20 protein-coding genes and 1 other RNA gene are annotated in these 24033 nt (G+C 44.0%); 13 read left to right on the top strand and 8 right to left on the bottom strand.

The features are described 5' to 3' along the window. Nucleotides 1-47: 47 nt before the first annotated feature. Complete coding sequence (locus ACFQ21_RS15955) at nucleotides 48-1982, bottom strand: sialate O-acetylesterase (RefSeq protein ID WP_377580274.1); 1935 nt, start codon at nucleotides 1980-1982, stop codon at nucleotides 48-50. Nucleotides 1983-2164: 182 nt separating this feature from the next. On the opposite strand from ACFQ21_RS15955, the gene ACFQ21_RS15950 reads away from it, so the two are divergent. From ACFQ21_RS15950 to ACFQ21_RS15930, 5 genes are all read left to right on the top strand, one after another. After that, a complete protein-coding gene (locus ACFQ21_RS15950; protein WP_377580273.1) occupies nucleotides 2165-2785 on the top strand; it encodes a CGNR zinc finger domain-containing protein in 621 nt (206 codons plus the stop codon). A gap of 3 nt (nucleotides 2786-2788) precedes the next feature. Continuing rightward, complete coding sequence (locus tag ACFQ21_RS15945) at nucleotides 2789-3679, top strand: hypothetical protein (protein ID WP_377580272.1); 891 nt, start codon at nucleotides 2789-2791, stop codon at nucleotides 3677-3679. 166 nt (nucleotides 3680-3845) lie between these two features. Continuing rightward, the gene (locus ACFQ21_RS15940; RefSeq protein ID WP_377580271.1) at nucleotides 3846-4739 is read left to right on the top strand and encodes a PfkB family carbohydrate kinase; all 894 of its coding nucleotides are present in this window, start codon (nucleotides 3846-3848) and stop codon (nucleotides 4737-4739) included. Between the two features lie 60 nt (nucleotides 4740-4799). Next, on the top strand, nucleotides 4800-5387 hold the full coding sequence (locus tag ACFQ21_RS15935) for a hypothetical protein (protein ID WP_377580270.1): 588 nt from the start codon (nucleotides 4800-4802) through the stop codon (nucleotides 5385-5387). A 180-nt stretch (nucleotides 5388-5567) separates the two neighbouring features. Next, nucleotides 5568-6119 (top strand): REP-associated tyrosine transposase, encoded by a 552-nt coding sequence (locus ACFQ21_RS15930; protein WP_377580269.1) that lies wholly within the window; start codon nucleotides 5568-5570, stop codon nucleotides 6117-6119. Nucleotides 6120-6134: 15 nt separating this feature from the next. Here ACFQ21_RS15930 and ACFQ21_RS15925 read toward each other — a convergent pair whose 3' ends face one another. The 4 genes from ACFQ21_RS15925 to tsaD all read right to left on the bottom strand — a co-directional run bounded on the left by ACFQ21_RS15925 (nucleotide 6135) and on the right by tsaD (nucleotide 8917). Beyond that, a complete protein-coding gene (locus ACFQ21_RS15925; protein WP_377580268.1) occupies nucleotides 6135-6926 on the bottom strand; it encodes a C40 family peptidase in 792 nt (263 codons plus the stop codon). A gap of 15 nt (nucleotides 6927-6941) precedes the next feature. After that, nucleotides 6942-7403, bottom strand: a complete 462-nt coding sequence (gene smpB, locus ACFQ21_RS15920) for an SsrA-binding protein SmpB (protein WP_377580267.1) — start codon at nucleotides 7401-7403, stop codon at nucleotides 6942-6944. 63 nt (nucleotides 7404-7466) lie between these two features. Further along, on the bottom strand, nucleotides 7467-7847 hold the full coding sequence (locus ACFQ21_RS15915; protein WP_377580266.1) for a thioesterase family protein: 381 nt from the start codon (nucleotides 7845-7847) through the stop codon (nucleotides 7467-7469). 62 nt (nucleotides 7848-7909) lie between these two features. Continuing rightward, complete coding sequence (gene tsaD, locus ACFQ21_RS15910) at nucleotides 7910-8917, bottom strand: tRNA (adenosine(37)-N6)-threonylcarbamoyltransferase complex transferase subunit TsaD (RefSeq protein ID WP_377580265.1); 1008 nt, start codon at nucleotides 8915-8917, stop codon at nucleotides 7910-7912. Nucleotides 8918-9027: 110 nt separating this feature from the next. On the opposite strand from tsaD, the gene ACFQ21_RS15905 reads away from it, so the two are divergent. The 3 genes from ACFQ21_RS15905 to ACFQ21_RS15895 all read left to right on the top strand — a co-directional run bounded on the left by ACFQ21_RS15905 (nucleotide 9028) and on the right by ACFQ21_RS15895 (nucleotide 14926). Then, entirely contained in the window at nucleotides 9028-13530 is a 4503-nt protein-coding gene (locus tag ACFQ21_RS15905) for a translocation/assembly module TamB domain-containing protein (RefSeq protein WP_377580264.1), read from the top strand. Continuing rightward, nucleotides 13496-14398 carry a DUF2279 domain-containing protein gene (locus ACFQ21_RS15900; protein WP_377580263.1) on the top strand — a complete coding sequence of 301 codons (903 nt, stop codon included), beginning with the start codon at nucleotides 13496-13498 and terminating at the stop codon, nucleotides 14396-14398. The genes ACFQ21_RS15905 and ACFQ21_RS15900 overlap by 35 nt, the downstream gene beginning before the upstream one ends. Nucleotides 14399-14512: 114 nt before the next feature. After that, nucleotides 14513-14926: a hypothetical protein gene (locus tag ACFQ21_RS15895; RefSeq protein ID WP_377580262.1), complete on the top strand. Its 414-nt coding sequence runs from the start codon at nucleotides 14513-14515 to the stop codon at nucleotides 14924-14926. 167 nt (nucleotides 14927-15093) lie between these two features. Here ACFQ21_RS15895 and ACFQ21_RS15890 read toward each other — a convergent pair whose 3' ends face one another. Next, nucleotides 15094-15552, bottom strand: a complete 459-nt coding sequence (locus tag ACFQ21_RS15890) for a hypothetical protein (RefSeq protein WP_377580261.1) — start codon at nucleotides 15550-15552, stop codon at nucleotides 15094-15096. Nucleotides 15553-15811: 259 nt separating this feature from the next. Here ACFQ21_RS15890 and rnpB point away from each other — a divergent pair. The 4 genes from rnpB (at nucleotide 15812) to ACFQ21_RS15870 (ending at nucleotide 19223) form a co-directional block, all read left to right on the top strand. After that, nucleotides 15812-16208, top strand: an RNA gene (gene rnpB / locus ACFQ21_RS15885) — RNase P RNA component class A. A gap of 199 nt (nucleotides 16209-16407) precedes the next feature. Beyond that, a complete protein-coding gene (locus ACFQ21_RS15880) occupies nucleotides 16408-17559 on the top strand; it encodes a sigma-54-dependent transcriptional regulator (protein ID WP_377580260.1) in 1152 nt (383 codons plus the stop codon). A 26-nt stretch (nucleotides 17560-17585) separates the two neighbouring features. Next, nucleotides 17586-18344, top strand: coding sequence for a type I methionyl aminopeptidase (map, locus tag ACFQ21_RS15875; protein WP_377580259.1), 759 nt, complete (start codon nucleotides 17586-17588; stop codon nucleotides 18342-18344). Nucleotides 18345-18353: 9 nt separating this feature from the next. Continuing rightward, on the top strand, nucleotides 18354-19223 hold the full coding sequence (locus tag ACFQ21_RS15870) for an SDR family oxidoreductase (RefSeq protein ID WP_377580258.1): 870 nt from the start codon (nucleotides 18354-18356) through the stop codon (nucleotides 19221-19223). A 17-nt stretch (nucleotides 19224-19240) separates the two neighbouring features. Here the strand turns inward: ACFQ21_RS15870 and ACFQ21_RS15865 are convergent, their stop codons facing one another. Next, nucleotides 19241-20305, bottom strand: a complete 1065-nt coding sequence (locus ACFQ21_RS15865; RefSeq protein ID WP_377580257.1) for an o-succinylbenzoate synthase — start codon at nucleotides 20303-20305, stop codon at nucleotides 19241-19243. A 51-nt stretch (nucleotides 20306-20356) separates the two neighbouring features. Here ACFQ21_RS15865 and ACFQ21_RS15860 point away from each other — a divergent pair, with 51 nt between their 5' ends. Then, the gene (locus ACFQ21_RS15860) at nucleotides 20357-21538 is read left to right on the top strand and encodes an S-adenosylmethionine:tRNA ribosyltransferase-isomerase (protein ID WP_377580256.1); all 1182 of its coding nucleotides are present in this window, start codon (nucleotides 20357-20359) and stop codon (nucleotides 21536-21538) included. Between the two features lie 61 nt (nucleotides 21539-21599). Here ACFQ21_RS15860 and ACFQ21_RS15855 read toward each other — a convergent pair whose 3' ends face one another. Then, nucleotides 21600-23921: an OmpA family protein gene (locus tag ACFQ21_RS15855; RefSeq protein WP_377580255.1), complete on the bottom strand. Its 2322-nt coding sequence runs from the start codon at nucleotides 23919-23921 to the stop codon at nucleotides 21600-21602. Between the last annotated feature and the right edge of the window lie 112 nt (nucleotides 23922-24033).

Here is a 24033-nt window from a genome sequence, read left to right as displayed (position 1 = left end):
CTGGAGACTGGCGACATGGGTGGCACAAGTCGATAGACTTGCGCCAGCTACTCTGACATAAATGGAGATGCAGGAAGTCCTTGTTTGTTATACAGATTTGCCCCTTGTGGATTGTCCATCCATGCATACCGAACAACAACAGGATTTTTAACCTGTTCACTCCATACTGTAATCGTATTGCCTGTAATTTTTACTTGAGCCTGAGCAAACTTTCTATCAGCTCCTGCTACTTCAAAATACTTTAATGGCTCATTGTTTTTTGAGATTAGTCCGCTGCCGGTATTTGTAAAGTATAAAACAACTTTACCGCCTTTTATTTCCTTTGATTGATATATTGGTCCGGAGTATACTACGCGCTTGTCACCATAGGCTATATGTTGTGCTGCAAGTGCCAAACGTTTTCCTACATCTTCTTTGTTCAGCGGGTGAAGATCATTCCACTCCCCTATATCTATTGTAACGGCCATACCCGTATTTGGAACCGACAATGTTTTTAATTGTGCATCTCTCAAAGCTGGCCAGCCACTCTCTGACAATGCAATGGGCGCATAGTTACTCAGTTGTACATACAGAAAAGGAAAATTGCCTTGACGCCAATGGTTACGCCAGTCTCCGATCAACGTGCTGAATATAGCATAATAGCTGTCGGCACGGGCTGTATTGGATTCTCCCTGGTACCAGATCACTCCTTTTATCGGAAAACGAAGCAAGGGCGATATCATAGCATTAAATAGTCCTCCCGGCTTATATTGCATAAAGGTTGTAGGAGCTAACGGCTGGGCTACTGTACCAACCTGATATTTCCAGGCACCACGTAGGTCAACTGTTTCTGTCCCGTTGGTGATCTGATACGCCTTGTCTTCAACAAAACCGCCTTTACCTGCATTGTTGATCACACGTATTACAATGACATTCTTGCCAGGCTTTAGTACTTGCTCCGGTATAGTATATCTGCGAGGTGGATATCGATATCCTGTAGTCCCCACCATCTTGCCATTCACATATACTGAATCGCTATCCACAATACAACCAAGGTATAGCTTTACCGACTTATCAACCATGGTAGCGGGGACAGTAAATTCCTTTCTGAACCACACAACGCCATTCAAATCCTTCAATCCCTGATCATGCCAATAGCCGGGTATATTCATAACGGGCCAATGTGCATCGCGATACGTGCTGTCATACCATTTCTTTTGCTCCTGATATCCTTTATCATTTTTGTATATATTATTATACCACGTGCGACTTATTGATCGCTCCGTTGTTTGTATACTGTCCACCAAAGCATCACGTTTAAAACGCTCTGCTTCTTTCAGGTGTTCGGGAAACTTTTTTAATGCATCGGCACTTAGCCATGCTTCTGCAGGTGATCCACCTACGCTGGCATTAATTAATCCGATTGGCACCTTATACTTTTCATATAAAGACCTGGCATAGAAGTATGCCGTAGCGCTGAACTTAAGAACACTCTCGGGTGTAGCACTCATCCAGTTTCCGGAAGGTATATCTTCAAACGGATTTTTAAAATCGTATTGTGTTGCTATAAAGAAATGACGTATTGCAGGGTTCTCTGCGGTTGCAATAACTTCAGCATATCGTTCCTTAACACGTTCCATTGGCAAGGCCATGTTAGACTGTCCTGAACAAACCCAGACATCGCCAATCAGAATATTCTTTATCTCAATTACGTTGCTCGCCTCCACCCTCATGGTATAGGGGCCACCAGCTTTTATGGCAGGTAATGTTACGGACCAATTTCCCTTGGCATCGGCTTCAGCAGTATATACTTTATCATGAAACCGAACTGTAACTTTCTCATTGGCTGCAGCCCAGCCCCACACATTTACCTTGGTATCTCTTTGCATTACCATGCCATCGCTTATCAATCGCGGAAGGCGTACTTCGGCATGTGTTCCTGAATAGACAAATAGTATAGAAAGAAATACTATTAGAAAAAGCGGTTGCTGTTTGTTTCTCATAAAATAACTCAATGCAGCTTATTAAGAGGTTAATTTAATAATAGTGGGTTGATTTTATAATAGAAATATTTGACAGTCTGGAGACGACTGTCGGCACTATAGGTACAAGTCGGTAAACTTGTACAGGTAAATTTATCACCATCTAAATTGATTTTAACGGTAAAATATTATAGATTTATAAAATGAGAAGTATTGCCAGTCTTCAACTCGATGGAGGTTGCCCGGTCTTTGATTTCACCAATACCATTAGCAACCGGAATGATCCTGACTATTTCGATTACCTGACGAAGTATAATGACTTCATACAATGGAGCGAAAAGATCGGATTACTGTCAAAGGGAAGGATTCATGCTATCAGCATTTTCTATGAAAGTCATGTACGAAAATCGGCAGATACGTTGCGACAGGTGGTCGAAGCACGTGAAGTGATCTTTACACTGTTCTCTTCCCTGGCGCAACATCGAAAGGCGGATAAAGGAGCGATGGATGCTTTCAATGGTCTTCTTTCAGAAGCTCTTTCCAATATGCGTATAGATGTTGGTCGGACAGAGGTTACTACATCATTTGCTGTTTCGGAAAAGACGATTTTGAAAGAACCTCTATACCTCCTTATTAAAAATGCTTTTGATATACTCTCATCACAATCATTTGAAAGAATTAAAGAATGTCCAACCTGTAGGTGGCTTTTTCTTGACACAACAAAAAATGGCAAAAGACGCTGGTGCAATATGCAGGTATGTGGAAGCAATGACAAAGCTCGCAGGTATTATCATCGTAAAAAAGAATCTACCAATCCTGCATAAACAATGAAGGCTTCTGTACCTATATACATTCTACTTATCTTATTCATTATCGGCTGTGCTCCTAAAAATGAAGAGGTCATCTCCTACCCGACACCACTTCCCGACTCTGTGGTGTTAAAATTTTTACCGGGTGTCGTTTCTTCTGATTCACTTGATTTCAATTCAGCATTTTCTCCGGATGGAAAGACATATTACTTCTGTCGTGCAAAGAAAGGTAAATGGGATATATACCAGGTAACATTAAACCCCGAAGCAAAATATACCGTTACTATAGCGCCATTTTCGGAAGCAGAATATTCGCAGGCTGATCCATTCATCCTCCCTGATGGAGCGATATACTATATATCTAACCGACCCAAAAATAAAAACGACACGATTAGCGATTACGACATTTGGAAAGTGTATCCTAACGTTGATGGTACATGGTCGGCACCCGAAAATATTGAGAACGTAAATTCTGATAGCACAGAGTATTACGTATCGATAGCAGCAAACGGCAATTTATACTTTGCCTCTACTCGAAAAGGCGGTTACGGTGGTCTCGATCTATACAGGAGTAAATTGGTGAATGGTAAATATACTTCGCCGGAAAACCTTGGTGCAGCCATCAATACAGCAACCGATGAACACGATCCGCTCATCACGCCTGATGAACAATCGATCATATTTACATCATACAACCGTCCGGGCGGTTACGGCGAAGCTGATCTATATTACTCACAAAAAAAGCATCACGAATGGCTTCCCGCTGCGAACATGGGCAAGCGGTTTAATACACCAACGTATGAGTATTGTCCTAACTTCTCTCCGGATGGGAAATACTTCTTTTATAGCAGTGAGTATGATGTGAAATGGATTGACAGTGATTACCTGCCCTTTGCCTCTCCGAAATGACAACGCTATCGCGTCAGCCATGCGACACGTCCCTTTTAACATTATGCGAAAATTACGGCATTGCAAACGGTATTTTAAGAAATTCAGCGATTGATCACAATCTTTACTATTTTTGAGGCTTTTAAAGGCGGCCCTGCCCCGACCGCCCACTGATCTTGTTAAAATTATGTTTGACATCTGCTGCATCGGACACATTACGCTTGACAAAGTAGTTACTCCAAAATCAACCGTTCACATGGCGGGCGGTACTTCTTTCTACTTCTCTAACGCCATTAAAAACATGGCTATCAAGTACACGCTGGTAACTGCGCTTGCAGAAAGTGAAATGAAGTTCGTAACGGAACTTCGTGCTAAAGGCATCGATGTAAATGCCCTACCGAGTGCGCATACAGTATACTTCGAAAATATTTACTCGCACAACGTTGATCATCGTACACAGCGGGTTTTACAAACGGCTGATCCCTTTACAATAGAACAATTAGCGGATGTACAGGCCAAAATATTTCACCTTGGTCCGCTGCTGGCTGACGACATCTCTACGGAAGTTATCAAGTACCTTGCAGAAAAAAGTATCGTATCCCTCGATGTACAAGGTTATCTGCGTAAAGTAGAAAACGAAAATGTACTGGCCATCGACTGGCCTGCCAAACGCGAAGCACTTGCCTATATTGATATTCTGAAAGCCAACGAACACGAAATGGAAGTTCTTACCGGCAGTAGTGATGTTCGTGAAGGATCGAAGATACTGGCCGACTGGGGGGTGAAGGAAGTTATCATTACACTCGGCAGCAAAGGTTCCGTGGTATACCATCAAAATACGTTTTACGATATACCAGCTTATCTCCCTAAAACCGTGACCGATGCTACAGGTTGTGGTGATACCTATATGGCGGGTTATCTATACCAACGCGTCCGGAATGCAGACCTGCAAACAGCCGGAGAATTTGGTGCGGCAATGGCTACCTTGAAAATTGAATCGTCGGGTCCTTTTACCGGGGCACATGAAGATGTAGCGGGTCTGTTGAAGCATGGAAAAAAAGTAATGCCGGTAGATATCTGACCATAACTATATTCCGTTAGTGAACTATAGCGTCTCGTTACAACTTCGCTATTCCTCACCATGAAGTTTCTTGCTATCGGTATACTTATATTTTTACCGGGTGTGATCCACGCCCAGGTAATTACACATGACGACTTTAAAAGCGTTATTCCTTATCTTCAGAATGAAGACTTCAAAAGCGCGTTTGAAAAAACCAACCAGCTTCTCAGCTCAACGCGAAACGACTCTTCCGATATCCGAGGGATTGTCACCTATATGAATATCTTTTCGGCTGCAGGTATGGTGACTGCCAACCAAATGACATACGATGATTTTACAAAAAATGCCAACCGCCATGTAGGACAATGGATTGTTATGCCGGCACATCCTTGTATCGACAGTACTGCGCTAGGATATAACTCATTAAAATTTGTTATGCACAATGGTATATTAAAAGGAATGACGACTACGGCTAACAAATCGAAAACGACAATTCTGTGCTTTGAGTACTTTGTTTATAAGGAGCCGATTCATCCTTCGCGATATATAGGAAAAAATGTTCGATGCGGTGGGATTCTTGAATCGATCGAAGTAAATCCGAATAAGTCGACTATCTGGGTATCCCGGATTTATATACGGGATGCTTTTGCAAGAGTAGTTACCCCATAACTGGCGCAAGTCTGAAGACTTGTGCCTATATATGTTCCAAGTCTTCAGACTTGGGCTATTTTTCTAAATACCAAAATATAATTTTACCAGTCTGAAGACTGGTTTCAGTGCTGGCACAAGTCTTCAGACTTGCGCCAGGTGTATATTTACTATACTATTGTAAAAATTTAAACGTTAGCTGTGAGTCGTAAGTACAAGATCCGGGATCAGGATCAATTATATTTCGTGACCTTTACCGTCATTCGATGGCTGGATGTTTTTACCCGAAGAGAATATAGGGATATATTCATGGATAGTCTGCGATACTGTCAGCAACACAAAGGATTGGATCTATACGCCTACTGTATCATGACTAATCATGTCCACATGATCATTGGCAGACGTGGCAAGGCTCCCCTGGAGGGAATCGTTCGTGACATTAAGAAATATACTTCCGTCAAAATCATCGAGGCTGTAAAAGACAATCCGCAGGAAAGTCGCAAGGATTTATTGATGTGGATGTTTGAACGTACCGGCCGGTATAATCCTAACAATAAAATATACCAGTTCTGGGAGCAACACTCCCATCCGATTGAGTTAAATACAAATGTAATGGTGGAACAACGTCTGGAATATATCCACAACAATCCCGTAAAGGCCGGCATTGTACTATCGCCTGAAGATTATCTCTATAGCAGTGCGATGAACTATGCTGGCCTACCGGAAAAACTGATTGATGTTATTTTGATCTGAAGACGATCGTACCCATTACTCGGTGAGCACGCGTCTTACATGAGACAATGTGTGCGTCAATACTTTTGTTTCGCTATTGACGATTCCTTCGGATGTGAATTGATCAATACGAACGCGTCCGGAAGCATGAATGATTTTATCTTCATGCAATACAATTCCAACGTGTATAATTTTTCCTTCTGCATTTTTAAAGAAAGCCAAATCACCGGGACGAGCCTCTGCAAAATCTTTTACAGCTTTACCCTGATTGGCCTGCTGCGAAGAATCGCGGAGTAGTTTATACCCGCTTATCTTGAATACCATCTGCGTAAAGCCGGAGCAATCTATACCAAACGGATTTTTGCCACCCCACTGGTAGGGAGCATTGATATACTTTACTGCTATATTTCGCAGGTATTCATACTCACGCTTCAGTCCTACATTTTTAGCTTCACCATTAAATGCAAACTGTTCTTCCATCTTGAACAGCTCCGAACTTGAAATGGGTATCATACTCCCCATAAGAATTACCAGCGGGCTCTTATTGTAGAGCATGCTCGAAGTAAGATCGGTGGTAATTTTAAATTCTGATTTATCGAGGTAATCAAAGTAGTCTTTCGATACAGCATGGTGTTGCTTGCTGTCGATCCATCCTTCATACTGATCAAAATGAATGCGGATGCGCAACCAGTTCTTGTCTTTCGACTGGTCAATCACTTCGTAATGATCTCCAAACAGAAGCTGTGTTGTCTGCTCAGCTTTATCAGAAGCTTCTGCCCGTACTGACAATACGCTCAGGCGACAAACACCATAATTCATATTCTCCATTATGAAAACCTCCGTTTACTTTAGCTTAATACGATTTAACTCACGCTTGGCATCACGCTCCCGTATACTGTCGCGCTTATCGTGAAGTTTCTTACCCCTTCCTATAGCAATCTCCAACTTGGCAAGTCCGCGGTCGTTGATAAAAAGTCTGGTGGGGATCAACGTCAATCCTTTCTCTTCAATCTTGCCTTCCAGTTTTTTTATCTCCGAACGTTTCAGCAGCAGCTTTCGCTCGCGGGTAGCAGCGTGATTATAGTGTGTACCCTGTGCATACGGAGTAATGTTAATTCCCTTCACAAACAGTTCACCATTGGCAAAGTAACAATACCCGTCCTGCAGGTTTACTTTGCCTTCGCGGATCGATTTAATTTCCGTGCCCATCAGCACCATGCCCGCCACATACTTGTCTAGTAATTCAAATTCAAAACTGGCCTGGCGGTTCTTTATATTAATATTATCAGAAAAACGTTGTTTCATCTTCACTTATTCAAATATAGGGTTACCGGTATAAATACAGTTGTACGAAACTGATTTTTACTTTCACCTGGTAAAAATTCTTTTGAGAGTTTCTTTCTTTAAAATCTTTTGTCCTGTCTGGCCACTGGCAATGAGCCGGTTGTGTACCATCGCTTTGTAACTGCAGATCAGTTCATGGTCACGAAGGCTTTCGATCTTGGCAGTAAAGATAATTTCTTCTCCGACAAACGCAGGACTTTTATGATCAATACTCACCTGTGTTCCGATACCTTCTTCATCATCCTCTTTCATCGCCAGCACAAACAGGCGGGTTGTCCATTCTATTTCTCGTGCCAATACAAAGGTAGAACAAACCGGATGTACCACTTCGCCATGAAAGGCAGCCACGTCCTGCGGTTGAACGGTATAGCGGTGTTCTTGTTGTGTTGTTGCAATACTTTTCATCGCGCTACATCTTCAAAGTATACAAGCAGAACGTTTACAGCTTTACGCTTAAACCGTTCAACTTAAGATAAAGGCATGCGAGCCAACGGAGTAACATCGAGCGAACAAAAATCGCTCTTCAGGTATTTATAGTGTGCCGCTACGGCAATCATGGCTGCGTTGTCGGTACAATACTCAAACGAAGGTATAAATATATTCCATCCTTGTTTATCGCCAAGTGCTTTTAACTCTTTGCGCAACCCGGAGTTGGCAGAAACACCTCCGGCTATGGCTATATTTTTTATACCGGTTTGCTCGCTGGCCTGACGCACCCGCGTGAGCAACATATTAACAAGATGCTGTTGCAGACTGGCACATATATCGTTGACATGTTCTTCTACGAAGTTAGGGTTGCTGGCCTTTTCATCGCGAAGGAAATATAGGAATGCTGTCTTGATTCCGCTGAAAGAAAAATCAAGTCCCGGCATAACCGTTTCCGAAAATTTATAGGCCTTCGGATTTCCCGACTGGGCATACTTGTCGATCAGCGGTCCACCCGGATAAGGAAGTCCCATGATCTTGGCTGCTTTATCAAACGCCTCCCCTACAGCATCATCCTGCGTTTGTCCGATTACCTCCATATCGAGGTGACTTTTTACCAATACGATCTGCGTATGTCCGCCACTTACCGTGAGACAAAGAAACGGAAACGATGGTTTAGGATCGTCAATGAAATGCGCAAGCACATGTGCCTGCATGTGATTCACTTCGATCATCGGAATATTGAGCGCCATCGCCATCCCTTTGGCAAACGATACACCCACCAACAACGCTCCCATCAATCCCGGTCCGCGGGTGAACGCAATGGCATCAAGTTCTGTTTTGCTGATGCCCGATGTTTCCATCGCTTCGTTCACCACCGCTACTATGTTTTGCTGGTGTGCACGTGAGGCGAGTTCAGGAACCACTCCTCCGTATTTTTGGTGGACTGCCTGTGAGGCGATAATATTATTAAGTACCTTGCCGTTTCGTATAACGGAGGCAGATGTTTCATCGCACGAAGACTCAATGGCAAGGATAACGGGACGCATGTGTAGTTAGAATGAACCGGCAAGTTATCAAAAATAGAATTCGAAAGATACTCGCCTATCTTTTTACAGCCCTTATATTCCTGCTCATATCAGGTTTTTTAGTGCTGCAAATGCCGCCTGTTCAAAACTGGCTGGCCTCCCGGTTTCTGCGAAATTTTACCGAAGTAGTTGGTTTTCCTTCAACTGTTAAAGGATTCCGTATGCTCTGGTTCGACCGTCTCGAGCTTACCGGAGTTAACGTCTACGATCTCGAAGGCAACCGGATGATCGGGGCCAAAGAGATCCTTATCAACTTTAAACTCTCACAGCTTCTCGAAAACAACAACGTTAACATCGATGGTATTTATGTTGACAGCGCCCATGTATACCTTACCAAGATCCACGAGTCTGACACTTCACGCGATCTGAACATCAATGTCTTCATCAACCGGATAAACGAAGGATATTCATCCGGAGGTAAGGGTACCGGCAAACCTCCACGTATTAACATTGGTGAAGCTTTTCTCAACCAGAGCCAGTTCACCTATATCAACCAGGACCAGGATACGATACGGAATGGTTTCGACTATAATCACTTTTCACTCGCAGTAGATGAAGGTCACCTCAACAGCTTTGTTGTACTCGGTGATACCACCGAATTCTTTGTGCGCACGTTGATCACGCAAGACCTGAAAACAAAATTCAGGGTAAACCAGTTGTCTACGTTCTTTCGAATTTCGCAAGGCGGTATGGAATTTACCGGACTCAATCTGCAAGCCGGTGAAAGTACGGTTTCCGATACCATTGTATTTCGCTACAACGGCTTGCGCGAGCTGAACGACTTTGTGAGTAAAGTAAAGATTCACGCAAATCTCACCAACACTACCATCGATCCCAAGGACCTGAACTTTTTCGCTCCCGGTGTAAACCGAATAACCCAACCGTTGAAGCTCAGTGGTATATTTAACGGAAGAGTAGATAAGTTCAAGCTCAGCAAAATGCAACTCGGTATAGGTAATACCAACCTGAACGGTTCGCTGGATATGGAAGGGTTGCCCAACTTCAATGAGACATTCATAAACCTCAATGTTCAGAATTCCATTTTCGATCCGCGCGACTTTGCTTTTCTGTTTAACGATCGTACACTCGATCGCCTTCGCCCGCTGGGTATACTTCGCATGCACGGACAATTTTTAGGTTACCCTACTGACTTTGTTGCCAACGGAACGTTTGCCAGTAAACTCGGTACGATACGCTCGGATATCAACTTGAAAGTAAATGAAGAAAATATAGATTACTCGATCTATAAAGGTAAACTCTCGCTTACATCTTTTGATTTGGGACAATACCTGGGCGATACAACCTTCTATCAACGTGTAAGTCTTAACGGACAGATCAGTGGTAAAGGACTTACACAACGTACTGCTGACTTTCTGCTGAATGGCAAGATCAGTTCCATTGGTATTAAAGGATATAATTATACCAACATAGCAACCGATGCACGTTTTGCTACGGGGTTGTTCCGGGGATTGGTAAAGATCAACGATCCAAACCTTGAGCTTACCGTACGTGGTTCCATGGATCTTCGCGATCAACGCAATGAGATCAGGTTTCAGGCGCAACTCGATACCGCATACCTCCACCGACTCAAGTTATCACGCGACAGTCTCTTTTTGCACGGTACGGTGGAAGCCGATATACAAGGACTCACGCTCGACTCACTTCGCGGAACTGCCAATGTACAAAACCTGGTTGTGCTCTATAAAGACCAGGAGCTTTCGCTCGATGATATACAACTCGATGCGCAACGTGACAAGAGCAACCGGCTGTTCCGGGTACAATCTACTTTGGTAGATGTGGAAGCAAAAGGTGATTACTATTTCTCTGAAATATCTTCGGATGTAGAGACCCTGGTAAAAGAAATTCTGCTGAACCTGAAAAACGACAAGCAACAAATTGCTGAATACTATAGTCAGAAAGCGAGAAGACCAAAATCATACCAGGCGCAACTTGCCATCAACCTGAAAAATATAAAACCGATAACCGATCTCTTTAATGTTGACCTGAGTCTTTCGCCCAACACGAAGTTTGACGGCAAATTTACCAGCGGCCGAACCACTATCTTCAATATATACTCTGAATTTGATTCACTGAAATATGAAGGTAAAACGTTTATCAACTCGAATATAGAATTAACCGTATCAAAGATATCCGACAGCACGAGTGTACTCTCGATGCTCACGGTTACTTCTGACAAACAGATTCTGAATAAAAACCTGCAAACTAAAAATCTTTTAGCTGAAGCAATCTGGAACCGTAACCACATCGACTTTTCACTGGATGCTGATCATGACGGACAAACAAACTATATGCGTCTGCAGGGTGGTGTAGATTTTCAGCAGGACAGTACGGTTATATCCATGCTTCCTTCCGAGTTACAATTACTCGAACGCAAGTGGTCGTTTGCCAAGGATAATTATATAGCCATTAACGGCAGCGATTGGACATTTTCGAACCTGGCTTTGCTGAATGAACAACAGTCTATCAAAATCGATGGGAAGATATCCAAAGATCCATCCAAAGTTATATCGCTATATATTGATAGTCTCGAGCTCTCGCTGTTCAATGTACTTACCAATAAAAAGATTGCCGGTGTAACGGATGCACACATCAACATGAGCAACTTCTACCGGAAGCCGGTTATTCAAAACGACTTGAGTATAAAGAATTTTACTGTAGACGATTTTCTGATCGGTGATGTAATCGGCAAGAATCATTGGGACACGGTTGAACATAAACTGGACATCAACCTGTTCATCGATCGCATGGGTACACGCATTGTGAACGTGGCGGGCGATTACAATCCTTCGCGGGAATATAGTCCGCTGAACCTCACGGCCAACCTCGACAAAGCAGAGCTTAACATTGTACAACCTTTCCTCGAAGAATTCTTCTCACAGATCGGAGGAACTATATCTGGCGAATTTAAAATTACAGGAGAACTTACCGAGCCGGATATACGCGGTGAAGGTAAAGTATCAGATGGTCAGATTATGATCAACTATCTGAAAACGCTCTATCGATTTACCGGCATCATCGGGCTCACGCCTACCTCTATCTTCTTTAAAGATATAGAGCTCTCCGATATACTGCGCAACAAAGGCAGACTGAACGGAGCCATCACGCACCAGGCTTTCTCCAACATGGCGATTAATATGGATGCCGATTTCCGGAACTTCCAGGTGTTGAATACATCGATGAAAGATAACAGTCTCTTCTATGGCCAGGCTTATGCTACGGGCGATGTCAATTTCAGCGGACTTCTTTCGAACCTTCGTATATCATCCAACGCACGCACCGAGAAGAATACACGTATATATGTACCATTGAATGGCTCGTCATCCGTTAACAAAAAAGAGTTCATCACCTTTGTTAACTTCAAAGACTCAACCTATACCAAATCTGTTAAGCAGAACATTCGCAAGAAAGTAAATATTACCGGGCTCTCGTTCGACCTCAACCTTGATGTAACTCCGGACGCGTACTGTGAAATTATATTCGATATGAAGTCTGGCGATATCATTCGCGGACGCGGTGTCGGAGATCTCCGCCTGCAGCTCGATACCAAAGGAGAGTTCAATATGTTTGGTCCGTTCGAGTTCACCGAAGGCTGGTATAACTTTACGCTCTACGACATCATCAACAAAGAATTCCTTATTAAGAAGGGAAGTCGCATTACCTGGTATGGCGATCCGTATAAAGCAACGGTTGATATCGATGCGACTTACAACCAGCTAGCATCGTTTGCTCCGCTTGTTACCATGAGCGATCCTTCGGTAAGTATAACAGAGTCTCCACAACTGCAACGCAGATACCCGGTAATGGTATTACTTACGTTGGATGGCCCGATGCTGTCACCGGAGATCAACTTCGACATCACGGCTAAAGATCTTCCTAAAAACGTACAGACCAATACACAAACTGTTAACCTCGACCTGCTCTTTACTGCCTTCAAGAATAAACTTGATGAACAGGAATTGAAGCGCCAGGTATTCAGTCTCATTGTATTGCGCAAATTCTCACCGGCCGAATCGCTGAGCACCAGCGGGTCCGTTGTAAACAGTCTCAGTGAATTATTCTCCAACCAGCTCAGCCATTGGATGAGCCAGGTGGATGAAGACCTTGTAGTAGATGTAGATATAGGTTCGATGGATGCCGAGAGTTTCAATACATTTCAGCTTCGTATGTCGTATACTTTCCTCAACGGTCGCTTGCGCGTAACCGGTGATGGTACCTATAATACATCCAACAACGCTACGAACTCTACGGGTACCCAACAAAATCCTTCAAGTCTTGCAGGAGACTGGACAGTTGACTACATGTTAACTGCTGATGGCAAGCTGCGGGTAAAGATGTATAGTCGCACGAACGTAAACCCTATATTAAGTTCGGTTAACAACCAGACTGCCATGACAACGGGGGCGAGTATCATTCACACACAAAGCTTCAACGAGATTAAAGACTTGTGGATATCGGAACGTAAGAAGCGCAAGAAGCAACAGCAATCTTCATCTGAAGAAAAAGCAAACATTAACACCGATGCAATCAAGGAAGAGGATGATGGTACGGAATAAGCACAGCCTGTTTGTTATTTTTTTTCTTTTACCATGCTGGTTGTTTGCACAGACCGACTCGTTGCCCCCCGTGAATAAAAAGCGATTACGCACAGTCACCATTACCGGTATAGCAGGTTACGCCACGGCCCTTGCCGGGTTAAATTATCTCTGGTATAAAGATTCAGACCGGCAGTCGTTTCGTTTTTTCGATGATAATGCCGAGTGGAAACAGGTTGATAAGATTGGTCATTTTTACTCTGCGTTTTATCTGAGCTATGGTACTTCGCGCGGCATGCAATGGTGTAATGTACCGGCCCGTAAAGCAGACCTCATCGGAGCTATAGCAGGCTTTGCTGTATTGGTACCCGTTGAAATATTTGACGGATTCTCCGATGCGTATGGTGCTTCTACCGGTGACCTGATTGCCGATGCTGCCGGTGTTGCCTTCTATTTAGGACAAACACGTTTGTGGAGTGAAGTTCGTATATATCCCAAATTCTCCTTCCAACGGAGTGACTATGCTACGATACGACCTTCTGTACTGGGTGATGGCCTGACAAGCGAGATACTAAAAGATTACAACGGACAAACCTATTGGCTTTCGGTTGATATGGACAAGTTTATCCGCTTTCCGAAATGGTTAAACCTGGCAGCAGGCTATGGTGCTGAAGGAATGATCTATGCACGCGATCGCCAGAATACCGAAGCCGGCTATGCCGCACCCTACCGTCAATATTACCTCTCACTCGACTTTGATCTTACTGCCATACGAACGCGATCCAAAGTTGTTAAAACGCTGATCTTCGTAGCGAACATGATCAAATTACCGGCACCAGCCCTTGAATTCTCTGCCCAGGGCACTCGCTTTCACGCGTTTCATTTTTAGCGTTTATACTTTATTTTCAGGCATTCTTTGTACTAAATAATTACCCCTGTACGTTTAGAATTACCATGCTATTTTTTTAACTTCCGTATAGAAAAAACCTAAATCCCACTTGATATGGTAGAAACATTACCCGGCATTATGAATTATGTTGAGCAGTACGCTGAACATATAGGTGGTCAGTATACCGACTACGATCATACAAAGTCTGTGATCGTTGTACCACTAAGTACAAGTCGTTTTCAAACCGTGCTGGCATGCGTGCAAACCAGTCCGGTATCAGGTCGCGAACAGACACTCTTTACTTCGAAAGTATGTGAGTTCAATTCTTCACTCGATCTGAAGGCTCTGCTCGAACGCAATGCGAGCTTTGACTATAGCAAGTTCATCATTGAAGATGGCTATCTCAAAGTAGAAGCATCCTGTCTTTCTGAAACCGTGTCGCAGGAACAGATCGGTGAAATGATCCAGGAAGTAGCCCAACTGGCCGATCATTATGAAATGCGACTTACGGGGAGGGATATACATTAGGCGATAGCCGTTAATCGTTATCCGTTAATGGCTAACCGTATATATATATCTGATGATATATAGTATATCGCCTGATCATTTTACTTCATGGTTGCTTTAGAGTGAAGCACATAAAGAAGACACAAGGAACTTTGCAGAACTTGTGTCTTCTTTGTGTTTTATCTATACTATAAAACTAACGCGCTTCTCTTTGCTGTCAATTTCCATTGTCCATTTTTTCGACTCCATACATGGAAGAAATTTTGCCTGTGCTCTTCCTCAACTTCCAGGCCCTCTTTAATCTTTTGGCAGAGTTCATATCCGGAAGTAACTACGGTATTGGCATCAAGCTCGGTGATATCCTCGATCATCCGCTTTAAGGTTGCATAATAAGGCAGTGCGTTGCTGCTCTTGACGAGTGCATCTTGTTTTTCATCCAGCGTAAAGTCCCTGGCCCAAAGTCCCATAAGAGCAAGATTGTCTCTCTTTTTTACAGCGCCACACTCCAGAGATTCCAGGTCGATAATTTTAGTCTCGGTTTCAGTCAACACTATATTTTGCTTTTTGAACGCAACATGCTCCCGGCTAACCACCACCCACCGTTGAACGGTATCTGCGCTTTTGAATGGCACGACCGAAGACTTCATACAGGAAAAACGAGCGATGTCAGATCGGGAATCCGATACAGCTATAGTGTCTGATGCCTGTGCGAACGAATACATAGTATGTAAAGAAAATAATAGCAACCAAGAAACTTCTTTCATCCGTCTAATCATTATCAATGTGCTGCCGATTTGGAAAACAAGTATTTGAATAACGTATAACACACACCATAAGTATACACATACCTTTACCAGTATATCAGAATTTCCGGATAACAATTAAAAGATAACGATTAACTTTACGGAAGCAAGCCGCCTTATCGCTCTCGCAAGAGGGAGGAAAGTCCGGGCAACACAGGGCAGCGTACTTCCTAACAGGAAGGTCCTTCTGTATAATGCAGGAGGAACAGAGAGTGCCACAGAAAACAAACTACCCGCTTCGACTTTGTCGGGGAGGGAAAAGGTGAAAAGGCGAGGTAAAAGCTCACCGCTCCGATGGCGACATCGGGGGCATGGTAAACCTTACGCGTTGAAAGGTCAAATAGGCTTCGGTTGGAGCGGCCCGTTCCACGTCTCAACTTGTTGAGCGTACCGAAGCGGGTAGACTGATTGATCCCGGTTGTGAAACCGAGGACAGATAAATGATAAGGGCTCCCGCTTACGCGGGATGACAGAACCCGGCTTATAAGCTTGTTAATTTTTAAACCTGCTACGCGAAAGCTTGGCAGGTTTATTTATTTTAGCGCAGGTCAAAAATCCAATGGCACCAAGACCACAAAGAAGACACTGAGTAACACAAAGCCTTTCCTCTGTGACCTTTGTGCCTTCTTCGCGCGCTGTGCAATGGATCTCGTAAACTCATAGCTCGAAACTCAAAGCTCGCAGCTTAACTTAAAAAGTATGGCAAAAATTCTCATCATCGAAGACGACAACAAGATCCGCGCAATACTGAAAGAGATTCTCGAAGAGAAAGAACACGAAGTGCATGAAGCAGCCGATGGCGCGGAGGGATTTAAAAAACTTGAACAAGGTAATTACGACCTCTGCATCTGCGATATAAAAATGCCGAAGATGGATGGCCTCGAAGTATTGGAGAAAGCAAAAGAAGCGGGTATAGCCAGTAACTTCATTATTATATCGGCACACGGTACTATAGATGTAGCGGTTGAAGCTGTGAAGAAAGGTGCATTCGATTTTCTTCAGAAACCTTTTGATCTCGGAAGACTCGAAATCACACTTCGCAATGCACTCGACAAAACTAACCTGGTGAAGGAAACAAAAACACTGAAGAAGAAAATATCCAAGAAGTTCGACATGGTTGGTGAGTCTGAACCAATTGCTGCCGTAAAGGAGATGATTGAAAAAGTAGCACCTACGGATGCACGCGTGTTGGTAAATGGTCCGAATGGTTCAGGTAAAGAACTGGTAGCACGCTGGATACACGAGAAGAGCAAGCGTGCAGACGGCCCGTTGGTAGAAGTGAACTGCGCTGCTATACCTTCGGAGCTTATTGAAAGTGAATTGTTCGGACACGAGAAAGGTTCATTTACATCGGCTATAAAGCAACGCCTCGGTAAATTTGAACTCGCAGAAGGCGGAACGTTATTTCTGGATGAGATCGGTGATATGAGTTTATCTGCGCAGGCCAAAGTATTGCGTGCCCTGCAAGAGAGCAAGATTACACGTGTAGGCGGTGATAAAGAGATCAGCGTAAATGTGCGCGTGGTAGCCGCTACGAATAAAGATCTGCGCAAGGAAATTGAAGAGAGTCGCTTTCGTGAAGATTTATACCATCGGTTAAGTGTTATCGTGATAAAGGTACCGGCACTGAACGATCGTAAAGAAGATATACCCTTGCTGGTAGATAAGTTTTTGCTGGATATTGCAGACGAGTATGGAGCGAAAAAGAAAACAATCCAGGCGAAGGCACTTACACAATTAAAAGATCACAACTGGACCGGAAACATTCGCGAGCTGCGCAACGTTGTAGAACGGTTAGTCATTATGAGCGGAGACGAGATCTCTGCCGATGATGTTAAGAAGTATATATAAATTAAGAAGTATATAACCCTCACATTATGTCTATCGAATCACACAGCGACCTTGCGGGAATAAAAAAGATCAGTGAAGTTGTAGGCACAACGCTTCGTATGATGCGCGAGTATGCGCAACCCGGTATGTCGACACTGGAGCTCGATGAATATGGTGGAAACATACTCAGTCAGCTGGGAGCACGCTCCGCTCCTCGCCTCACGTATGGCTTTCCGGGGTGGACTTGCATCAGTCTCAATCACGAAGTAGCACATGGTATACCCTCGGCTAAGAAGATACTGAAGGAAGGTGACCTCATCAACATCGATGTATCGGCAGAGCTTGGCGGATACTGGGCTGATAACGGAGGTTCATTTGTGTTAGGGAACGATATACATCAGCACGGTAAACTTGTAAATGCATCGCGCAACATTCTCGCGAAAGCGCTGCAGCATATACGAGGCGGTGTAAAGATTGCAGAGGTTGGTTTACTGATTGAGACAGAAGCAAAGCGCGCAGGTTATAAAGTAATTCGCAACCTCGTAGGACATGGTGTCGGACGAAGTCTGCACGAAGCACCGAATGAAATACCCTGTTACTACGATAAGTATAATACAAGTCGCTTCCGAAAAAATTCCGTTGTAGCGGTAGAGACTTTTATTTCTACGAAGGCAAGCTACGCCAAAGATCAGGGCGATGGCTGGACATTGATAACAGGCGATGGGAGCTTTGTTGCCCAGCATGAACATACGATATTGATTACGGATGGCGCTCCGGTAATTCTAACAGCATCGAACGCCATCTAAAACAAGTAAATGAAAAAGATAGCTGTCATCGGAGGCACAGGCATGATCGGGCGACCGGTAGTGCAGGCGTTGCATGATGCAGGCTTCGAGGTTACCGCACTTGTTCGCGATGAGGCCAAAGCACGCAAGCTGCTACCCGCAGGCATCCGCTATTGTACCGGTGATCTCCGAAATGTTCATGATGTAGATCGCGCGTTGAAAGATCAGGACGGTATATATCTCAACCTCAATTTAAACCTGGGCGATGGTAAACATGCCTGGCATGCCGAACGCGAAGGCATCGATAACATAATCGCGGCAGCACATAAGAATAAGATCAAACGTATTGCCATCATCAGTTCGGTAGTTATGAATTACCAAGGCATGAATGGCTTTCACTGGTGGGTGTTTGATTTGAAGAAGGAAGCACTCGACAAGATCCGGACAGCGGGTATACCGTATACTATATTTTATCCCTCCACCTTCATGGAGAATTTCATGATCACTTACCGGAAGGGTAATCGCATTTTACTGGCAGGTACATCGCATCATAAAATGTATTTCATTGCCGGTAAAGATTACGGCCGCTGGGTTGTACGTTCTTTTGAAATATTGAAGAACGAGAACAAGGAATATTTCGTGCAAGGCCCGGAAGGCTATACGGCCGATGAAGCTGCCAATGTTTTTATCAGCAACTATACTGGTGAGAAGTTAACTATATCCCGCGCACCGCTCGCAGTACTGAAGTTTGTCGGACTCTTCAGCAACACGGTTAACTATGGACACCACATCATTGAAGCACTCAATACCTATCCGGAGAAATTCCAGGCCGAAGAAACGTGGAATACATTAGGCCGTCCGGCCATTACGTTGGCTGACTATGCACGCGCTGTAAGTTGATTACATCAAGGTTCACTTTATAAATCTTCGAGCTCCCAGTTTTTAGATGCATCGTACCGGATGTGCCCCTGGCTTACCTGGAGTGGAGACGCTATATTATTTTCATAGATAGCACCGGTACCTAATCCTTGTGGCATCGTTAATGGATAGCTCGCAGTAAACTGACTAATAGCATTTAGTCCTATACTTGACTCAAGCGCAGATGTTATCCACCATCCTATACCCAATTGCTCTGCTATAGCAATCCACTCACGGCATCCTTGCATACCACCATGCAACGTTGGCTTTAAGATAATATAGGCAGGCATCAGTCGCTTCAGTAAGGCTTTTTTTGCATCGCCTTCTATACCGATCAACTCTTCATCAAATGCAATAGGTATTGGAGATTTACTACAGAGCTCTTCCATTTCGAGTAAGCCCGGTTTTATGGGTTGTTCGATGGAGTGTATTTTAAACTTGGCAAGTTCAGCCAGTTTAAAAAGTACTTCATCGGTTTTAAATGCTCCGTTGGCGTCCAGCCGTATCGTTAGTTCTTCACGGAAGAAACGCTTGCGTATATATTCCAGCACATCGCATTCTTTGTCGAAGTTAAGGCCGCCTACCTTCAGCTTAATGCAGGTGAAACCCTGCGATACTTTATCGCTGATCTGGTGCAGCATAAAATCAAGATCGCCCATCCAAATCAAACCGTTTATCGGAATAGATTTACCCTTCACAAAATCATTATCGAAGATCACACGCTTGCCTCCGTTTTGCAGGTCGAGTAAAGCTGTTTCGAGGCCGAACGTGATGGAAGGATAGCCGGGAGGGGCAATGTGTTGGAGTGTTGAGGTGTTGAGGTGTTGAGGTTGAAGAGACATTAGTTTATCAAGCGTCTCTTTCAACGTTTGTTCGAAGTCGGGTTTGTCATCGATGCTGAGGCCAGGGAGTGGACCACATTCGCCTATACCCACGATGTGCGGGGCGGTATCATCCCATACTTTTATAAACCACGAAGTCTTTTCACGCATGAGTCCGCGAGAGGTGCGGGCTTTGAAATTGAACTGAAAAGTTTTCTTCTGATACGATGCCTGTAGCGCCATGATAAAAAATGAAAAACGAAAATAAGGTTTTCAGATTAACTTTGAGCGCTTATGAGAGAACTGAACATAAACGATTTTACGTACGAGTTGCCTGCTGACCGGATTGCACTGTATCCGCTGGAAAAAAGAGATCAGTCCAAACTGCTGGTATATCAACAAGGTAAGATCTTACATGAACGGTTTCGCTCGCTCGTTGATTTCCTGCCCGACAATACACTGCTATTTTTCAACGACACAAAAGTAATTCCTGCCCGACTGCATTTTACAAAAGACACAGGCGCGGTGATCGAGATATTTCTGTTGCATCCGGTTACACCTTCATCGCTCGTAGCAGAAGCCATGCAGGCGCACACGCAGAGTTCCTGGAAATGTACCATCGGAAATCTGAAGCGCTGGAAAGATGATGTACTGGTAAAAGAACTTGGCAACTCAACACTCGAAGCGCGGCTACTGAATCGTGAAGAAGGTATCGTAGAATTTCGCTGGACCGAAAACATTTCATTTGCCGAGATCATTACGCGCTCCGGTGAAACACCACTCCCACCCTACCTGAAACGTAAACCCGAAGGCTCCGACCGCGATCGTTATCAAACCGTATATGCTCATTATGAAGGTGCCGTTGCTGCGCCAACAGCGGGCCTGCATTTTACCGAAGAAGTGCTGCAGGCTTTACAAGCCAAAGGTATAGCTACCGATTATGTTACACTGCACGTGAGTGCCGGTACATTTCAGCCGGTAAAAGTTCAGAACGCTGCTGAACACCCCATGCATAACGAGCAAGTGCTGGTAAGCCGAAATAACATTACCAACCTGCTGCAAGGTAAATTTATTATACCGGTGGGTACTACATCGATGCGCACGCTGGAGAGTTTATACTGGTTTGGTGTTAAACTGCAGAATGCCCCGAACGCTATATTTAGCATTCAGCAACACGATCCGTATCAGTCCTATACATCACTTCCTTCAACACTACAGGCACTTGAATCTGTAGCGGCCTATATGGATCGCAACCAGTTGGATATACTTACCGGGGAAACTTCAATCTATATTATGCCGGGCTATACATTCCGAATCTGCAAAGGGCTTGTCACTAATTTCCATCAGCCCGGTTCCACGCTTATTTTATTGGTAGCTGCCTTTGTTGGTGATACCTGGAAAACTATATATGAACAGGCACTGACCAACGACTATCGCTTCTTAAGCTATGGCGACAGTTCATTGCTGCTACCCTAAAAAAAAGACTGCCCGAAATGAGCAGTCTGTGCTTAAAAATATAGTCTTTAATATATAGCTATTACTTTATTTCGGCATTGAGGTCTACAATGCGTACCTCCACGCGTCTGCCTTCTTCTTTGGTGGTAGCAATATCTTTTGTTGCTCCATAACCTTTGGCAACAATACGTCTTCTTACAATGCCCTTGTGGTTGAAGTAATCAAGAATAACAATGGCACGTTTGTTTGAAAGATCGCGGTTCATTTCTTCAGAACCTTCTGCAGAAGCAAAACCGGATATCTCTACACCTAAATCCGGATATTTACTCAACTCGGCGAGTACCGCATCCAGCTGGGCTTTATATTGAGGTTTCAAATCGCTCTTACCTGCATCAAAATATATTTTGGCTGCCTTGGTAAGCGCTGCTTTATCGAAGTTAGATTTTTTGCCGGCCAGTTCTTTCTGCTTCTTGGCTTCCTCGGTAAACACGAATGTAGGCAACGAGAATATAGTTTTACCGTCTACTTTCTTCTGCTCAAATTTACTTTCATCACTTTCATCATAATAGTACGTGCGGGTAGCTACTTCAATGCGCGAGTTTTCTTTTTCGTTAAAGTTTACATCTTCAATCGGGTCTTTCATCTGGATCAGATCCGTCAGGTAGTTTATACCATCTTTATCACCGGAAGCCATCAGGTCAAGCATCAGGTCGTATACATCTACATTTCCGGTTTGCACCAGTTTGGCTTCGTGCGTTTTGCGCAGGTTGCTCTTTACATCCTGATCGGTATCGTAAAATGCATTCTTAACCTGTACCTCTTGTCCTACCACTACATCAAACTGTTTTATCGTCTTCAGGTTAATCATCTGGTATAGCTCATAGAAGTAGCTCTGGTTCGGTATATTTACATTCAAGGTATACGGTAAAAATCCTTCTGACTCAATGACGATATCATAGTCTGTAGCCGGCGGAAGAATAACAAGGTAATTACCGGTTTCAGGATCCGGATCGTATACAAAATCAAGTTTCTTGTCTGTCTTGTTGTCAATAACATACAGTCTGGTTGGCATCGGCTTACCGGTCTCTGCATTCAGGATTTTACCCTTGATCATGGTAAGCGGAATGTTTGCAGACTCAGCAGGCAGGTCCAGGTAATATATATCCTGTCCGCCATGGCCACCTTTACGATCGGATGAGAAGTAAGCACGAGTACCATCCGCGATCAGCGTAAAGTAGTTATCGTTCGCAGTTGTATTTACCGGATAGCCCATGTTCTCCGGGTTGCTCCAGTTTTTATCAAGAAGTTTGGAAACGAATATATCGCGACCACCCATCGAGTTATGTCCATCGGAAGTAAAGAACAATGTCTTTTGATCGGGGTGAATGAACGGAGCATCTTCGTTTGCTTTTGTGTTAACAGGAGCTCCGAGGTTTACAGGGTTGCTCCATGTTCCGTTCGCCTGCAGGGTTGTTCTATATATATCGAGTCCGCCAAGACCACCCAACCTGTCGCTGGCAAAATATATAGTCTTGCTATCCGGAGTTATACTTGCTGTTGACTCGAGGTATTTAGGAGTGTTGATGTTGGGCGTAAGCAAACCTGGTTTTCCCCAGTTCTCACCACTTTTTGTGATTTGATATAGTCCACCGGGATCCGTTGAACCACCCATGAAAATGAGCATCTTCTGTCCGTCAGGCGAAATACCGGCAGTGCCTACGTTGTAATCGTGGGCAATCGGTATAACTTTTGGCTCACTCCATGATCCCTGATTATTATAGGTGATGTATATTTCTTCAATGAATTTATCGCCCGTGCGGGTTTTGCCCGTGTTAGGTCGCAACGCAGTATAGGCCATCGCGCTTTCATCGGCCGAAACCACCGGGTTGTATTCGGTATACTCTGTATTGACCAGCGGAGAGTTGAAATAATTGACCTTGAAGTTACGTGGCACCGACATGAGCACAACAGCGTTGTTGGCAGTCTGTATAGCATCATCGGCCATGGCCATCGCTTTTTTATCAGCCTTGTTACTTACTTCTTTAAACTTATTAAAGTTCTCCAACGCCTTTTGCAGGTTTTCATCTTTCAGATAAATAGAACCGAGTTCGTAGTAAAGCGTTGTGGGCCAGCCCTTACCGTTCTTAATAGCAAACTCGAAATACGGAATGGCTTTGATCTGCTCGTTGAGCTCCGGAGATTTTTCATAGCAGACACCGGTCTTGTAATGAACCATCGGATCTTTTTCGCCTGCCTGAATTGCTTCCAGGAACTTGGGAAGAGCAGCATCGTAACTCTTTACACTGAAATACCGTTCAGCCTCCGCCAGCGCTTTGGAACCTTGGGCAAACGAAGCTGTTGCAAAAAGTGAGAATAGCAACACGTAAATGGTCTTCTTAATCATATGTCAACTGTATTTAACCTTCAATACTACAAAGATTATGCACGATTTATATACGGTTTTTAGCCGATACCTTACACTAACCCAAGTAATCACCCTCCTTACCCTACATAAA

It is taken from the genome of Ohtaekwangia kribbensis, assembly GCF_042676245.1.
GTDB classification, from domain to species: Bacteria; Bacteroidota; Bacteroidia; order Cytophagales; family Cyclobacteriaceae; genus Ohtaekwangia; species Ohtaekwangia kribbensis.
The sequence above is the reverse complement of the archived record's forward strand: the minus strand, read 5'-3'. Positions and strand labels throughout refer to the sequence as shown.

What these genes read in the sequence shown, in the direction of transcription:
- ACFQ21_RS15955 (WP_377580274.1), bottom strand. Translation starts at nt 1,982, where the DNA reads ATGAGAAACAAACAGCAACCGCTTTTTCTAATAGTATTTCTTTCTATA.
- ACFQ21_RS15950 (WP_377580273.1), top strand. Translation starts at nt 2,165, where the DNA reads ATGAGAAGTATTGCCAGTCTTCAACTCGATGGAGGTTGCCCGGTCTTT.
- ACFQ21_RS15945 (WP_377580272.1), top strand. Translation starts at nt 2,789, where the DNA reads ATGAAGGCTTCTGTACCTATATACATTCTACTTATCTTATTCATTATC.
- ACFQ21_RS15940 (WP_377580271.1), top strand. Translation starts at nt 3,846, where the DNA reads ATGTTTGACATCTGCTGCATCGGACACATTACGCTTGACAAAGTAGTT.
- ACFQ21_RS15935 (WP_377580270.1), top strand. Translation starts at nt 4,800, where the DNA reads ATGAAGTTTCTTGCTATCGGTATACTTATATTTTTACCGGGTGTGATC.
- ACFQ21_RS15925 (WP_377580268.1), bottom strand. Translation starts at nt 6,926, where the DNA reads ATGGAGAATATGAATTATGGTGTTTGTCGCCTGAGCGTATTGTCAGTA.
- smpB (WP_377580267.1), bottom strand. Translation starts at nt 7,403, where the DNA reads ATGAAACAACGTTTTTCTGATAATATTAATATAAAGAACCGCCAGGCC.
- ACFQ21_RS15915 (WP_377580266.1), bottom strand. Translation starts at nt 7,847, where the DNA reads ATGAAAAGTATTGCAACAACACAACAAGAACACCGCTATACCGTTCAA.
- tsaD (WP_377580265.1), bottom strand. Translation starts at nt 8,917, where the DNA reads ATGCGTCCCGTTATCCTTGCCATTGAGTCTTCGTGCGATGAAACATCT.
- ACFQ21_RS15905 (WP_377580264.1), top strand. Translation starts at nt 9,028, where the DNA reads ATGCCGCCTGTTCAAAACTGGCTGGCCTCCCGGTTTCTGCGAAATTTT.
- ACFQ21_RS15900 (WP_377580263.1), top strand. Translation starts at nt 13,496, where the DNA reads ATGCAATCAAGGAAGAGGATGATGGTACGGAATAAGCACAGCCTGTTT.
- ACFQ21_RS15895 (WP_377580262.1), top strand. Translation starts at nt 14,513, where the DNA reads ATGGTAGAAACATTACCCGGCATTATGAATTATGTTGAGCAGTACGCT.
- ACFQ21_RS15890 (WP_377580261.1), bottom strand. Translation starts at nt 15,552, where the DNA reads ATGAAGTCTTCGGTCGTGCCATTCAAAAGCGCAGATACCGTTCAACGG.
- ACFQ21_RS15880 (WP_377580260.1), top strand. Translation starts at nt 16,408, where the DNA reads ATGGCAAAAATTCTCATCATCGAAGACGACAACAAGATCCGCGCAATA.
- map (WP_377580259.1), top strand. Translation starts at nt 17,586, where the DNA reads ATGTCTATCGAATCACACAGCGACCTTGCGGGAATAAAAAAGATCAGT.
- ACFQ21_RS15870 (WP_377580258.1), top strand. Translation starts at nt 18,354, where the DNA reads ATGAAAAAGATAGCTGTCATCGGAGGCACAGGCATGATCGGGCGACCG.
- ACFQ21_RS15865 (WP_377580257.1), bottom strand. Translation starts at nt 20,305, where the DNA reads ATGGCGCTACAGGCATCGTATCAGAAGAAAACTTTTCAGTTCAATTTC.
- ACFQ21_RS15860 (WP_377580256.1), top strand. Translation starts at nt 20,357, where the DNA reads ATGAGAGAACTGAACATAAACGATTTTACGTACGAGTTGCCTGCTGAC.
- ACFQ21_RS15855 (WP_377580255.1), bottom strand. Translation starts at nt 23,921, where the DNA reads ATGATTAAGAAGACCATTTACGTGTTGCTATTCTCACTTTTTGCAACA.